Source organism: Rhizobium sp. RAF36 (genome assembly GCF_052114105.1).
GTDB lineage: Bacteria > Pseudomonadota > Alphaproteobacteria > Rhizobiales > Rhizobiaceae > Rhizobium.
In genome coordinates, this window is the sequence record NZ_JBFREC010000012.1 from 55,317 (window position 1) to 68,915 (window position 13,599).

16 protein-coding genes are annotated in these 13,599 nt (G+C 58.9%); 7 read left to right on the forward strand and 9 right to left on the reverse strand.

The features are described 5' to 3' along the window. Window positions 1–3 precede the first annotated feature (3 nt). Genes AB4Z25_RS27495 through AB4Z25_RS27510 form a run of 4 tightly spaced genes read right to left on the reverse strand, consistent with a single transcriptional unit; the run spans window position 4 to window position 3,894 of the window. Complete coding sequence (locus AB4Z25_RS27495; protein ID WP_112390413.1) at window positions 4–732, reverse strand: ABC transporter ATP-binding protein; 729 nt, start codon at window positions 730–732, stop codon at window positions 4–6. After that, complete coding sequence (locus AB4Z25_RS27500; RefSeq protein ID WP_112390412.1) at window positions 732–1,595, reverse strand: ABC transporter ATP-binding protein; 864 nt, start codon at window positions 1,593–1,595, stop codon at window positions 732–734. The genes AB4Z25_RS27495 and AB4Z25_RS27500 overlap by 1 nt, the downstream gene beginning before the upstream one ends. After that, a complete protein-coding gene (gene livM / locus AB4Z25_RS27505) occupies window positions 1,595–2,986 on the reverse strand; it encodes a high-affinity branched-chain amino acid ABC transporter permease LivM (protein ID WP_112516336.1) in 1,392 nt (463 codons plus the stop codon). Before livM ends, AB4Z25_RS27500 begins: the two co-directional genes overlap by 1 nt. A gap of 5 nt (window positions 2,987–2,991) precedes the next feature. Further along, window positions 2,992–3,894: a branched-chain amino acid ABC transporter permease gene (locus AB4Z25_RS27510; RefSeq protein WP_112390410.1), complete on the reverse strand. Its 903-nt coding sequence runs from the start codon at window positions 3,892–3,894 to the stop codon at window positions 2,992–2,994. Between the two features lie 477 nt (window positions 3,895–4,371). Here AB4Z25_RS27510 and cysQ point away from each other — a divergent pair, with 477 nt between their 5' ends. After that, complete coding sequence (cysQ, locus tag AB4Z25_RS27515) at window positions 4,372–5,169, forward strand: 3'(2'),5'-bisphosphate nucleotidase CysQ (RefSeq protein WP_112538914.1); 798 nt, start codon at window positions 4,372–4,374, stop codon at window positions 5,167–5,169. Window positions 5,170–5,282: 113 nt separating this feature from the next. Next, the gene (locus AB4Z25_RS27520) at window positions 5,283–6,317 is read left to right on the forward strand and encodes a DUF2793 domain-containing protein (protein WP_442210249.1); all 1,035 of its coding nucleotides are present in this window, start codon (window positions 5,283–5,285) and stop codon (window positions 6,315–6,317) included. A gap of 3 nt (window positions 6,318–6,320) precedes the next feature. On the opposite strand, the gene AB4Z25_RS27525 is transcribed toward AB4Z25_RS27520, so the two are convergent. Then, window positions 6,321–7,067, reverse strand: a complete 747-nt coding sequence (locus tag AB4Z25_RS27525; protein WP_112538912.1) for a helix-turn-helix transcriptional regulator — start codon at window positions 7,065–7,067, stop codon at window positions 6,321–6,323. A gap of 396 nt (window positions 7,068–7,463) precedes the next feature. Between AB4Z25_RS27525 and sciP the strand changes: the two genes are divergently transcribed. Continuing rightward, on the forward strand, window positions 7,464–7,739 hold the full coding sequence (gene sciP / locus AB4Z25_RS27530; protein ID WP_034476390.1) for a CtrA inhibitor SciP: 276 nt from the start codon (window positions 7,464–7,466) through the stop codon (window positions 7,737–7,739). A gap of 19 nt (window positions 7,740–7,758) precedes the next feature. Here sciP and AB4Z25_RS27535 read toward each other — a convergent pair whose 3' ends face one another. Further along, on the reverse strand, window positions 7,759–8,226 hold the full coding sequence (locus AB4Z25_RS27535; RefSeq protein ID WP_112538911.1) for a paraquat-inducible protein A: 468 nt from the start codon (window positions 8,224–8,226) through the stop codon (window positions 7,759–7,761). A gap of 102 nt (window positions 8,227–8,328) precedes the next feature. Between AB4Z25_RS27535 and AB4Z25_RS27540 the strand changes: the two genes are divergently transcribed. Next, a complete protein-coding gene (locus tag AB4Z25_RS27540) occupies window positions 8,329–8,607 on the forward strand; it encodes a GNAT family N-acetyltransferase (RefSeq protein ID WP_112538910.1) in 279 nt (92 codons plus the stop codon). A 105-nt stretch (window positions 8,608–8,712) separates the two neighbouring features. On the opposite strand, the gene AB4Z25_RS27545 is transcribed toward AB4Z25_RS27540, so the two are convergent. Further along, window positions 8,713–9,063, reverse strand: coding sequence for a flagellar export protein FliJ (locus AB4Z25_RS27545; RefSeq protein WP_112390402.1), 351 nt, complete (start codon window positions 9,061–9,063; stop codon window positions 8,713–8,715). A 442-nt stretch (window positions 9,064–9,505) separates the two neighbouring features. On the opposite strand from AB4Z25_RS27545, the gene ctrA reads away from it, so the two are divergent. After that, the gene (gene ctrA / locus AB4Z25_RS27550; RefSeq protein WP_112390401.1) at window positions 9,506–10,207 is read left to right on the forward strand and encodes a response regulator transcription factor CtrA; all 702 of its coding nucleotides are present in this window, start codon (window positions 9,506–9,508) and stop codon (window positions 10,205–10,207) included. A 200-nt stretch (window positions 10,208–10,407) separates the two neighbouring features. Here ctrA and AB4Z25_RS27555 read toward each other — a convergent pair whose 3' ends face one another. Continuing rightward, a complete protein-coding gene (locus AB4Z25_RS27555; protein ID WP_112538909.1) occupies window positions 10,408–10,770 on the reverse strand; it encodes a response regulator in 363 nt (120 codons plus the stop codon). Window positions 10,771–10,889: 119 nt separating this feature from the next. Further along, the gene (chpT, locus tag AB4Z25_RS27560; protein WP_112445871.1) at window positions 10,890–11,537 is read right to left on the reverse strand and encodes a histidine phosphotransferase ChpT; all 648 of its coding nucleotides are present in this window, start codon (window positions 11,535–11,537) and stop codon (window positions 10,890–10,892) included. Between the two features lie 189 nt (window positions 11,538–11,726). On the opposite strand from chpT, the gene AB4Z25_RS27565 reads away from it, so the two are divergent. After that, a complete protein-coding gene (locus tag AB4Z25_RS27565; protein WP_112516328.1) occupies window positions 11,727–12,323 on the forward strand; it encodes a DUF1134 domain-containing protein in 597 nt (198 codons plus the stop codon). 118 nt (window positions 12,324–12,441) lie between these two features. After that, window positions 12,442–13,599, forward strand: a complete 1,158-nt coding sequence (locus tag AB4Z25_RS27570) for a hypothetical protein (protein WP_162698757.1) — start codon at window positions 12,442–12,444, stop codon at window positions 13,597–13,599.

The following is a 13,599-nucleotide window of genomic DNA, read 5'->3' on the forward strand; positions in this document are numbered from 1 at the left end:
GGATCAATGCCGCCCGCCTTCGAGATAGGCGGCACGGACTTCGGGATTGGCAAGCAGTTCCTTGCCGGAACCGCTCATCGTCACCTTGCCGTTCACCATCACGTAGGCGCGATGCGAAAGCTTGAGGGCAGCAAATGCGTTCTGCTCGACGAGGAAGACCGTCAGGCCTTCGGTTTCGTTGAGCTTCTTGATCGCCTCGAAAATCCCCTTGACGATCAGCGGCGCCAGGCCGAGCGACGGCTCGTCGAGAAGCAGAAGCTTCGGACGAGCCATCAGCGCGCGGCCGATCGACAGCATCTGCTGCTCACCGCCCGAAAGCGTGCCGCCGCGCTGCGTCTGGCGCTCCTTGAGGCGCGGGAACATCACGAAGATCTTTTCGAGGTCCTCATGAAAATATTTCAGGTTATCCAGACCCGCGCCCATCTGGAGGTTTTCCAGAACGGTCATGCGCGGGAAAATCCGGCGTCCCTCAGGCGACTGGGCGATACGCAGACGCGCGATCTCGTGGGTCGGCATCTTGGTGATGTCGCGGCCCTCGAAAATGATCGAGCCGGTGCGTGCCTGCGGGCTGCCGCAGATCGTCATCATCAGCGTCGACTTGCCGGCGCCGTTGGCGCCGATCAGGCTGACGATTTCACCCTTCTTGACTTCGACATCGATGCCGGCGAGAGCGCGGATATTGCCGTAATAGGTCTCGACACCCTGAACACTAAGAAGCTGTTCCCCAGCCATCAGAATGCGCCCCCTTCTACGGTCGCGATGACCTCTTCAACTTCTTCGTCTTCGACACCGAGATAGGCCGCAATGACCTTCGGGTCGTTCTTCACATGATCGGGCGTACCGTCGGAGATCTTCTGGCCGTATTCGAGAACGACGACGTGGTCGGAAATTTCCATGACCACCGACATGTCGTGCTCGATGAGCAGGATCGAGGTTCCGGTATCGGCGCGGATGCTGCGCAGCAGCTCGTTGAGTGCCAGCGATTCGCGCGGGTTGAGACCCGCCGCCGGTTCGTCGAGGCAGAGCAGTTCCGGACCGGTGCACATGGCGCGGGCGATTTCCAGGCGGCGCTGGGCGCCGTAGGGCAGATCGCCTGCCGGGTCGTCGGCGCGATCGGTCAGATCGGCCTTGTCCAGCCAGTAGCGTGCAAGTTCGATCGAGGCGGCAGCTTCCTTCTTGTAGCTGCCGATGCCGAGCAGCCCGAGGATCGTATAGCCAGAAGCCTTCATCAGCTTGTTGTGCTGGGCGACCAGCAGGTTTTCCAGAACCGTCAGACCCGAGAACAAGCGAATGTTCTGGAAGGTACGGGCGACCTTGGCTTCCTTGGTGATGCGGAAATCCGGAAGGCGCTCGAGCAGATACTGCTTTCCGCTCTTCTGGTTCATGGTGATCATGCCCATCGTCGGCTTGTAGAAGCCGGTGATGCAGTTGAACACCGTGGTCTTGCCTGCGCCGTTCGGGCCGATCAGGGCGGTGATATCGCCGCGCTTGGCTTCGAAGGACAGATCGTTGATGGCCATCAGGCCGCCGAACTTCATCGACAGGTGCTCGACCTTGAGCAGGGTATCGTTGGACATCGTTTCTACAGGGCTCATCAGCCGTGGCCCTCCTTGGTGAAGCTTCCGGATACCGCCTTGCGCTCCTTGAGGAAGGCGGTCGGTTCACGCGAGCCGACGAAACCGCGCGGCTTGAAGAGCATGACCACGACCATGGCAAGGCCGAAGAGCAGCATGCGATAGAGTTCCGGCGTGAAATCGGGACCGAAGACGACCTTCAGGAAGTCCATTTCGCGCAGCACTTCCGTGCCGCCGACCATGACAACCGCAGCAATCGCGATACCCGTCAGCGAGCCCATGCCGCCGAGGACGACGATGGCGAGGATGACGGCCGATTCCAGGAAGACGAAGGATTCAGGCGAGACGAAGCCCTGGCGCGCTGCGAAGAACGAGCCGGCGAAGCCGCCGAACATGGCGCCCGTCGCAAAGGCGGTGAGCTTGGTCGTCACCGTGTTGATGCCGAGCGAGCGGCAGGCGATTTCGTCTTCGCGCAGAGCTTCCCAGGCGCGGCCGATCGGCATGCGGCGAAGCCGGATGGTGACGTAGGCCGTGACCAGGCAGAGCGCCAGGATCAGATAGAACAGGAAGATCTTGTAATAGGCAGACGACATCGGCAGGCCGAGCAGCTTGGCAAAGCCGCCGGCGGACGCATCGAACGGAATACCGAACAGCGTGGCCTTCGGAATGCCGGAGATGCCGAACGTTCCCTTGGTGACATCGGTCCAGTTGATCAGCACCAGACGGATGATTTCACCGAAGGCGAGCGTCACGATGGCGAGGTAGTCGCCGCGCAGACGCAGGACCGGGAAGCCGAGGATGATGCCCCAGAGCGCGGCAAAGATGCCCGACAGCGGCAGCAGGACCCAGAAGGACAGGCCGAAATAGCTGGAGAGCAGCGCGTAGGAATAGGCGCCGACCGCATAGAAGGCGACATAGCCGAGGTCGAGAAGACCGGCGAGGCCGACGACGATGTTCAGACCCCAGGCGAGCATCACGTAGATGAGGATCTGGATGCCGAAGTTGTCGACCCACTTCAGCGAGCCCTGCGCACCGACGAGCGCGTAGATCACAACAGGGTAAAGCAGCAGGGCAACCAGCGCGATCTTCAGGAAGTGCGTGTGGAAGAAGCTCTTTTCCGTCGAGATATCGAGCTCGCCCTGCTTTGCCTTGGCAAGCTTGCGGCGATTGATGTTCGGCTGGATGAAGACGACCATGACGAAGCGGCCGATGGCGGCGATTGCGACGAAGATCGCAAGCAGCCCCCAGCGCTGGACGATGATCAGTTCGTTGTTGATGTTCTGCTGCGTGCCGAGACCGACATAGAGAACGAACAGGCCGAGCGAGACGAGACCGGTGAAGAAAGCTTCACGGATACCCTTCTGGACAAGCCCGGCCTCGGGCTTGCCTGCGGAAGTTTCAATGTTTGCCATGACGATTATACCTTCTCGACTTCCGGCCGTCCGAGAATACCGGTCGGCTTGAAGATCAGGACGAAAGCCAGGATCGCGAAGGTCGCGACGTCCTTGTAGGCGATGGTGAAGTAGGCGGACCAGAGCGACTCGATGAGACCGATCAGCAGACCGCCGAACACTGCGCCCGGCAGCGAACCGATACCGCCGAGAACGGCAGCCGTGAACGCCTTGACGCCTGGGGTGAAGCCGTCGGTGAACGAGGCGACACCGTAATACATCAGGTACATCGTACCGGCGACGGCAGCGAGTGCGGCGCCCATGATGAAGGTGATGGAAATCGTCTGGTCGACATTGACGCCGAGCAGAGCGGCCATCTTGCGGTCCTGCTCAGTCGCGCGCTGGGCGCGTCCGAGCGCCGTGCGGTTGACGAGGTACCAGAAGCCCGCGAGCAGCACGACCGTGATGACGATGATGATGATCTGCTTCAGCGAAACCGAGATGCCGCCGATATCATAAACCGAAGTGACCAGCGGCGGGATCGGCTTGTTGCGCGGGCCCTGCGTCACCTGGATGAAGTTCGAAAGCGTAATCGACATGCCGATCGCGGTGATCAGCGGCGCCAGGCGGAACGAACCGCGCAGCGGACGGTATGCAACTCGCTCGATCGTCCAATTCCACAAACTCGTCATCAGCATCGCAACAACAAGCATCGCCAGCAGAAGAACTGCTACCGGAAGACCTGCGAAAATGGATGTGAGAACGAGAAAGACGATAAGAGCAGCGAAACCACCAAGCATGAAGACATCGCCATGGGCGAAATTGATCATGCCGACAATGCCGTAAACCATCGTATAGCCAATAGCGACCAGACCATAGATGGATCCAAGAGTCAGCCCATTGAAGAGCTGCTGGATAAAGTACTCCATATGTCATTTCCCCTGGATGCGAACCAACATGGCTGCATCTCTTTTTGGTTAGGGCTCCGCTTTTAAATCGAAACCTCGTAGCCGCATGCATAGCGCTTTCAGGGAAAATGTGAAGACAAAAAGGCTGCGCTGAATCAGATTCTTGCTCAAACGGAGGCAAATGGCGCGTTACGGATCAATTTCCACACTAAAAAGGCATTATATGACAAAAATTTAGCCAGAAACGGCCTGTGGATTAACCATTGCGGCGCTTTTGTGATCCGGCACCGTTCCGGCCAACGAAAGCTATTCCACAAAAATGGAATTCAAAGCAAATTCCGACCATGTGGCTGACGATTGGGTGAAAACCATTCCGCCGCCTGTCTGCTTTCATAGCGGTTTTCAGCGGCGTGCAAAAGTCTGGCCTCAATCTTATATTTAAAGTTATATTCGACGCTTCGCCGGGGGCCTTCCCGGTCCTACAGATTCTGAAACGTGATGTTGCCGACATTCGAAAATGCAGCTCTTGAAGCAGGGCGTAAGATCATCGAGATTTTCCGTGCGGGCTATCACGTCTCGACCAAGGCCGATGAGACGCCGGTAACGCTGGCCGACCACGAAGCCGAAAAGATCATTCTCGCGCATCTCAGCAGGGAATACCCTGATATCCCCGTCATTGCCGAAGAATCGGTGGCTGCAGGCCATATCCCTGATATCGGCGAGAAGCCGTTTTTCCTCGTCGATCCGCTGGATGGCACGCGTGAGTTCGTCGACAAGCGCAAGGAATTCACGGTCAACATCGCCTATATCGAGAACGGCATCCCGGTCGCGGGCATCGTCTATGCCCCGGCGCTGGGCGTCGCCTTTGCCGGCGAATCGGGCAGCGCCGAGAAACTGCATGTGGGCCAAGACTTCACGGTCGACAGGCGCGAAACCGTGACCGTCCGCGACGAGCCGGAACACCGGCTGGCGCTGGCAAGCCGGTGCCACAACAGCCCGGCGACCGACAGCTTTCTGGCCAAGCACGACATTTCAGAATGCACCAATATCGGTTCGTCGCTGAAATTCTGCCTGCTGGCCGAGGGCAAGGCAGATGTCTATCCGCGCTTCACCCGGACGATGGAATGGGACACGGCGGCAGGCGATGCCGTTTTGCGCGCCGCTGGCGGCACGACCCTGACGCTCGACGGGCTGCCGCTGACCTACGGCAAGATCGGCAGAAAGGGTGAGCCTGACTTCGTCAACCCGGATTTCATCTCCTGGGGAAGCCGGAAGCGCGCGCTTCGCCGCGCATGACACTGCAAGAATCAGCTTGAACATCAACGGCGGCAGCGGGCCTTCGTCCCCGGCCGCTAAAGCAGATCTAAGATCGGCAGCACCCGACGCCCCGGCGCAATGGAGATTGCTGCATGTCCGAGATTACCGCCAATCTTGCCCTCCCCTATATTCTGCCCTCTCAGGCACAGAAGCATGTGACGCATAACGAGGCGCTGCAGCTTATCGATGCGGTCATCCAGCTGACAATCACAAGCGAAGCCTCGACACCGCCGGAGGCGCCGGAAGAAGGCACCTGCTATCTGATCGCAGCAGGGACGGAAGGGATCTGGGCCGGGAAACAGGGACGGCTTGCTTTCCGCCAGGACGGCGCCTGGCTCTATATCGCGCCGCGCGAGGGCTGGCGGGCGTATTTTGCCGCCACCGGAAAATTCCGGATTTTGGTCGATGGCACGTGGAGCGATATTGCCCCACCGCCCTCCAGCCTGCCGCTTCTCGGATTGAACGCGACAGCCGATCTGCAAAACCGCCTCGCTATCTCCTCCCCTGCCAGCCTTTTCAATCACGAAGGCCATGGTCATCAGGTAAAGGTCAACAAGGCGTCGGCCGGCGACACCGCGTCGCTTCTCTTCCAGTCCAACTGGTCGGGTCGTGCGGAAATGGGGCTTGCCGGCAATGACGAGTTCTCGATCAAGGTGAGCGGCGATGGCGCGGCATGGGAGACGGCCCTGGCGATTGCCGCCGGCGGCATCGTCAAGACACCGGCGCGCCCGGTCGTACGCGCTTCTCTTGCGGCGGGGACCTCGGCCCCGGCCAATAACGCCCGCACCGGCTTCAATGCTATGCATGCGCAGCAGGGTGGGTTCGCCTTGGGCGCCGCGGTGCCATCCGGCACCGGCAACAGGTTGATCATCCCGGCTTCCGGTCTCTACCTGCTGATTCTTTCCGTCAGCACGCTGACTTCATCAGCCTATGGCGCACGGCTGGAAGCGAACGGCAGCACGGCACTTGCCACCATTGCCGGCGTCACCACAACCGCAGCGGCACGCCAGACGGCGTTCGGCCTCGCTCAGCTGACCGCCGGAGACTGGCTGTCGATCGTGCATACAGGAACGGCGCAATATGAATTCGGCGCCGGAAAGACGGAGATCAGCGCCATCCTGCTTTGAAGGTCAGAGCAACCGGTAACGCAGCGCCCGGGCAACGGCCTGCATGCGATTGACCGAATCGAGCTTGCGCATGGCGCTCTTCAGGTAGCCGACGACGGTATGCGAGGAGAGATCGAGAATGATGGCGATCTCGTCGCTGCTCTTGCCGGCCGCAGACCAGCGCAGACATTCGATTTCGCGCCGCGTCAGGCTTTCCGCCGGGCCTACTTCATCTCGATTGGCGCTGCTGAAACGGTCGAGCGCCTGCATCGCCGAGAAAAAAAGTGCCATCTGCTCTTCCTGCCGCAGCGCGGGTCGCGAACCGGAAAATGCAAAAATGTACTGTTTTAGATCAGCGTCATGTAGCGAAAAGCCGAAAGTTGCCTGCAATCCATGCATCTGGAAGGCTGCGTTCAACCGGCGGTTTTCTAGATTGGCAGCAGCCCCGCCAAAGGTTCCCGCATTGCAATATACTGGCACGATCGTCTGCTTCAGAGCATTGACGAGTTCGCTGCAGTAAAACATGTCCGCGCCCTCGTATAGATTGACGAGGGTCTGCGGCCAGTTGCTTGCGACCCGGTTTTCAACGAAGCCCGTCGCATCTCCGCGCGGAAACGAGGCAAGCAGGAAAAAATCGAAGCCCGCTTCCTTGGTCATGCGCTCAAGGCTGCGCTTGAACTCGATCTTGAGATCGCCCTGGCGCGTGGTGGTGGAAAGCGAAAAAGCGTTATCGTCTACGCAGTTACGCACTGCGCGCTCACGTCTCGTCATCGATTTTTTCCTCAATCGCGACCTGCGGTCCGTTCCCGCTCCAGCAGGCCGTTGAAGGCGCCGGACAACAGCAAGAGCACAGCGAGGCTCCGCGTCGCAGTGGACGGAAGCTTTCGGCGTGATTCTATGACTGAATGCTGCGAGAAGAACGGAGACGAGGTCTAGCGCTCATTCGTAATGTTGCAGCGCTTATAAATCTTCCCGCGAAATATAGATATTATTTATTACGCATGGGAGCCATGCACCGGGCTCAAATTTACGTAAGGGAAGTTCGGCCGGAGGTGGGTAGCTCCGGCACTTAAAGTTGTTATCAAATTCTTACGACCAGTTTAGGCAATTTTTAAATGTGACGGGCTAGAGTGACGTTTGTGGTCTTGAGTTGTGTAGAGAGTCCCAATGACCGAAATGATACGACCCCGAGTAAAATATGTCATCGGCCCCGATGGCAGCCCGCTTACGATTGCGGATCTACCGCCGCCGAATACAAGGCGCTGGGTTATCCGCCGCAAGGCTGAGGTTGTCGCGGCTGTGCGCGGTGGCCTGTTGAGCTTGGAAGAAGCGTGTGAGCGTTACACGCTTACCGTAGAAGAGTTCCTGTCCTGGCAGTCGTCGATCAGCAGTCACGGCCTGGCCGGCCTGCGTACGACGCGTATCCAGCAGTACCGTCACTAATCGCCTTTTGGCACCAAGTTCATTTCGGGCCGGACGCATTCCCCTTCAAGGAATGCAGAAGGCCCGAAATTATTGTTGAGGCCGCATAACACCATAGGCCCGGCTGCGTAAAAGCATCCGCCAGTCCTGTTGTCTTCGCCGCAGCAATGACGATCGCCACCAGAAGCACGTCCATCATTGACCACTTGGACAGGTAAGGCACGGCGTGACGATAAAACCAGCTGCCGGTTCCGCCACCGGCCGCTGCCGCCTCCACCGCCAAGCCGATCATCTTGCAAACCGGCAGAACGATCGAGACCAGGGCCACGATCGCCGCAAGCAGCATGTCGCCGCCGCTCCAGAGCGATGCAACGATTCCGATCAGCGACGGCGTCTCATCGAAGAAATAGAGTTTTTCGAAGCGGATCAGCGGCAGGACCAGCCCGAGCGCCAGAAAGAACGGCGCCGCGACCAGCAGCACGGGCTTCAGCAGCGCCAATTTCACCATCAAGCCTTCTCCGTTGAACACTGCGTCGCCCCCACTCCGGCTTGTGGGCCCCTGCCCGCCATGCCACGTTCGGGCAACGCATCTCTTTCGGAGGACAATAGAATGGATATCCGCAACGAAGAAAATGCCTCGGGCGGCCGTTATGTCGTTGATGTCGAGGGGCATGAGGCCGAGATGACCTATTCCCGCACCTCGCCGAAGCTCATCATCATCGATCACACCGGCGTCCCCGACGCATTACGCGGCAAAGGCGTCGGTCAAGCGCTAGCGCTGCACGCCGTCGAGGAAGCCCGCAAGGGCGGCTGGAAAATCTTTGCGCTTTGCCCGTTCTTCAAGGCACAGTCACAGCGCCATGAAGAGTGGCGCGATGTGGTGAACTGAGAAACAAAAAACACGAAAAGCCACGTATGACGGACCTTGCCCGTCATACGTGGCTTTTTCTTCGGCGATTCCCCAGGACGCCAGGCGGCGTCCATCGCCAGACCGTTACGCCCGGGCGCGAATCGCGCCGTCGCGCTCCTCGAGGGCGGCTGCACGGGCATATTCTGCCTGCATCTCCTCAAGCGCCTGTTCCAGAGCCTCTTCCTGCATCTTCAACTCCTTGATGGAGACCTGAAGATTGTCGGCGCGCTGACGTGCGGCCTTGGCGAAGGTCGGGTAGGCGAAATGATTCGGGTCGGAAATGCCGGACTTCTTCTCTTCGACGACGATCTGGCTCTCCAGATCCTTCGTCATCCGTTCGAATTCAGACATCATCATCTGCAATTGCTGCAGCTGACGTCGTTTTTCGTTCACCTGAAATTCCTTCAGGCGAACTAGGCTCTCACGCGACTTCATACGCATTACTCCAGTGATGCGAGATCCCGGCTTTACTAAAACTGCCCTTGCGCACCGCTTTGAGACGGTCTGCCCAAAAAATTTCCGTCGGTATTAACAAAAACCTACCGCTGGTAACCTTTCGTTTACGGGCATCGTTAATGATAGGTCCGATGATTTAAGGCTCGGTAAACATCACTACGCGATTTCCGAAACCTTTTCATTGCTGAGTCGAATGAATCGCTTAGCGGCCGTTCTTAATGTAAAAGTTAAGGAATCGGTCTTGCGAATTCTCGTTGGAAAACAGCGGAATGGACAAAATATTTAATAAATTCGTTACCTCTTGCCAGAGTGGAATAGAATTTGTTAACCATTTCGTGGCAGCTTCCAAATCACGCAGTGACATATTTCGGTATCGCGTAGGGGGCCAGACCACCTTTCGGCGGCGGTAAAGGGGATAATAATGCGGGTACTACTGATTGAAGACGACAGCGCGACCGCGCAGAGCATCGAACTGATGCTCAAGTCCGAAAGTTTTAACGTCTACACCACCGATCTCGGTGAAGAAGGCGTCGACCTCGGCAAACTGTATGATTACGACATCATCCTTCTCGATTTGAACCTTCCCGACATGTCCGGATATGAAGTGCTGCGCACTCTCCGCCTGTCCAAGGTCAAGACACCGATCCTCATCCTCTCGGGTATGGCGGGCATCGAAGACAAGGTCCGCGGTCTCGGCTTCGGCGCCGACGACTACATGACCAAGCCGTTCCACAAGGACGAGCTCGTCGCCCGCATCCACGCCATCGTCCGCCGTTCGAAGGGCCATGCCCAGTCGGTCATCATGACGGGCGAACTGATCGTCAACCTCGACGCAAAGACCGTCGAAGTCGGTGGCCAGCGCGTTCACCTGACGGGCAAGGAATACCAGATGCTGGAGCTGCTTTCGCTCCGCAAGGGCACGACCCTCACCAAGGAAATGTTCCTGAACCACCTTTATGGCGGCATGGACGAACCGGAACTGAAGATCATCGACGTCTTCATCTGCAAGCTGCGCAAGAAGCTCGCCAATGCTGCCGGCGGCGCCAACTACATCGAAACCGTCTGGGGCCGTGGCTACGTGCTGCGCGAGCCGGATGGTGCCGAATACGCCGAAAGCGCCTGATACAGCATTTCCCCTTTTGCCAAATTCAAAATCCCGCCTTCAAGGCGGGATTTTTTCGTTTGCGGCCTGCTGTTCTCCCGATCGCCAGTCGCCCTGCATCGTTCCGGCCAAGTGCTGGAGAGTGGTAGCTTATTAGACGCGCGAAAATGCCCGGGACGGGCCCCGGGCATTGCATCTGGAACTTCAAATGGATGGGATCTTTACGCGGCGATCGCGCGGTTGCCGAAAACGGCGGTCAGGATCTTGCGGTCGAACGGCTTCAGCAGGAAGTCGGTCGCCCCTGCCCGCTTGCCGGCCATCAGCTTCTTCAGGTCGGCTTCGATGACGCAGTAATAGATCTTGACCTCTTTGCCACCATCCATGGCGCGGATGGTGGTGATCAGCTCAAGCGCACCTTCCATGCCGGAATCGACGATCAGGTAGTCGGGAAGTTCGGTCTGGCAGGCAGACAGGGCTTCGGCGGCATTTGCCGCCTCGCCCACCAGGAAATCGAGCTCGGAAAGGATACGCTTGCCGACCTTGCGAACGACGTCCGAACTGTCGGTGATCATGAAACGCTGCATCACTGCTCCTTCGCCCCACTTCTGTCCCGGTGGCGCTTCCTCAGCCCGAAAGGATAGGTCGATTAGGCTAAGGAAGTGTTACCCGGAAAGAGACAATGCGCAGTCATGCAACCATAAGCTTAGGCCGCAACGGTTTCGGCTGTAAAAATAATCTCTTCGCCGGTTGCGCTGTGGCCGAGTTCCATGCCGCATTCGTCGGCCAGCAGAACGGTGTAATAGGGCTGGATCGAATGGGCATCGACCGCTTCTTCGATGTTGCCCGAGGCAATCTCGACGAATTTCGGCGGCAGGCGCATCAGCTTGCCCTTGGCGACGATCTTGAATTTCGCGTCGAATTCCGGATTTTCGAGCGTCACTTCCAGCGAGCCACCGCGCGGGATCGAGGAATAGGCGACCAAAAGCAGATTGAGCAGCAGCTTGACGCGATTCTTGGCGACGATGGCGCGCGGACCGATCCAGGTGATCTCGGTCTTCTTTTCAGCCGCCGCGAAATCCTTGGCGGCGCGTTCTGCCTCACCGGTGTCGATCGAGGCGCCGACAGAGCCTGAAGCCCCAAAGGCAAGACGAGCGAACTTGAGACGCACAGAGGCATTCAGCGCACTGGTGCGGATCAGATCCATGGCGTCGGCATCGGCACCGCCCTCGTCGAGCAGCTCCAGACCGTTATTGATTGCGCCGACAGGCGAGATGACGTCATGGCAGACGCGGCTGCAGAGCAGCGCGGCAAGATCCGGGCCGGTCAAAGTCAGATTGGGGTTCTTGGACATCATCGTCTCCTAATGGCGGTCAATTCATTCCGCCATATCTTGCCTGATCAAAATTGCACGAAGTTTGCGCCCGTACTCGGCGCCATAATGACACCATATTTGGTAAACCGATTGTTAAGGCGATCGGAGCAAAATGTATCAATTGCCGGAAACGGCTCATTGAACCGACCATGATGAACGGATGACACCATGCACCTTCAATCCCCAGGAAGATTTATGGGCTTCTGCCGGCTGCTTGTCGCGTTGACCATCTCTGCATTTATGCTCTCTTCGCAACAGGCTGCGGCCCAGCAGGCCAATAGCAGCCAGTACACGGTCCAGGAAATCGTCGACGCCGGACACTCCTTCTTCGGCTCCACCAGCGGCGGCCTTGCCAAGGTGATCGAAGCGGCCTTCCAGAAATACGGCCTGCCGAACGGCTACATTCTCGGACAGGAAGGCTCCGGCGCCTTCATCGCCGGCCTCACCTATGGCGAAGGACAGCTGAACACCAAGAACGCAGGCGAGCATCCGCTCTACTGGCAGGGTCCGTCGCTCGGCATCGACTACGGCGGCCAGGGCTCGCGCGTCATGATGCTGGTGTACGACCTGCCGTCTATCGACAGCATCTATGCCCGCTTCGGCGGCGTCAGCGGCCAGGCCTACGTCATCGCCGGGTTCGGCATGACGCTTCTGAAGAACAACAACGTTCTCGTCGTGCCGATCCGCACCGGCGTCGGCGCCCGTCTCGGCGTCAATGTCGGCTACCTCAAGATTACCCCCGGCCCGACTTGGAACCCCTTCTGATATGGAATGGACGGCGGGATTCTTCCCCGCCGTCACCCATCCGCCACTTGCCCCGCGCGCATTGCGTGCGTAATCATTGCTGCGACGCAAATCACTTTCTGGAAGCATTGACAGCGCCGTGATCGAATATGCTCTTCTGTTCGGGCTGGGTTTCCTGACTGCGGCCTTCCTGGTTTTCCTGGTGTCCCCTGCCATCCACCGGCGCGTCGTCTGGTACACGGAAAACCGGATGCGGGCGACGATGCCGCTCAGCCCCCAGGAAGTGCGGGCGCAGAAGGATATGGTCCGCGCCCTCTACGCTGCCGATAATGCGCGCACGACGCAGGATCTTACCCGCGAGCGTGAAAAATCCCTCTCCCTGCAATTGCGGCATGACTCTTTGGCGCTCGACGGCGGCCGGTTGGCCGCCGAGATCAGCACCCTCCAGGGCCAGATCAGCGATCTCAACGTCGAAGCCGCCGAGCTGCGCTCGCATCTGCGCAAGGACGAGAACTATATCAGCCAGCTGAAGACCAGCCTGCATATCGCCGAGCAATCGAGCGCCCAGAAGGAAGGCGAGCTGGATGCGCTGCGCATCCGGCTGAACAAGCTTGCTGAACAGACAGACAATTTGAAGATCGACATGGCGGCACGCGAAACCGAGATCGAAAGCGTCAAATTCCGCGCCAATGCACTGCGCGACGAGCGCGACACGCTGCGCCAGGACGTTAATCTCCTGCAGAAGCGCGCCAAGGATGCCGAGCAGAAGCTGACCCAGCAGGAACACATGGTGATCCGCCTGGAAGACAAGGTGGCGCGCGAAACTGCTGCTGCGGCCGACAAGGACACGCTGCTTACCCGCCGCCAGCAGGAGCTCGCCAAGCTCAAGGAGCAGCTGAAAGGCACCAATTCCGAGCTGCGCAAGGCAGGCCGCGTCATCCGCGAGGCCGGCATATCGGGTTCGCTGCTGAACGCGCTTCCCGATGCGGCACCAGCAACAGAGGAAGACGAAGGCGTGGACCCGGCAGCCGCCGCAGCGCAGCTCGCCGAAGATGCGCGCGCCCGCAGCACCGACCTCTCTGATCGCATCCTGAAAGCGAGAACCGCCACTGGCAAGGACAGTGCGCTGCGTGAGGAAATCGCCTCGATCGCTGCCAAGGTCGTGGCGCTGACCGCGCTCAACGAGGGCGAGACATCGCCGGTTCGCAAGCTCCTGCCCGAAAATACCGGCAGCCTACAGGCCGAGCGGTTGAACCTCGCGGCCCGCACGGCCACCATTCTATCCGAACAGAAATAG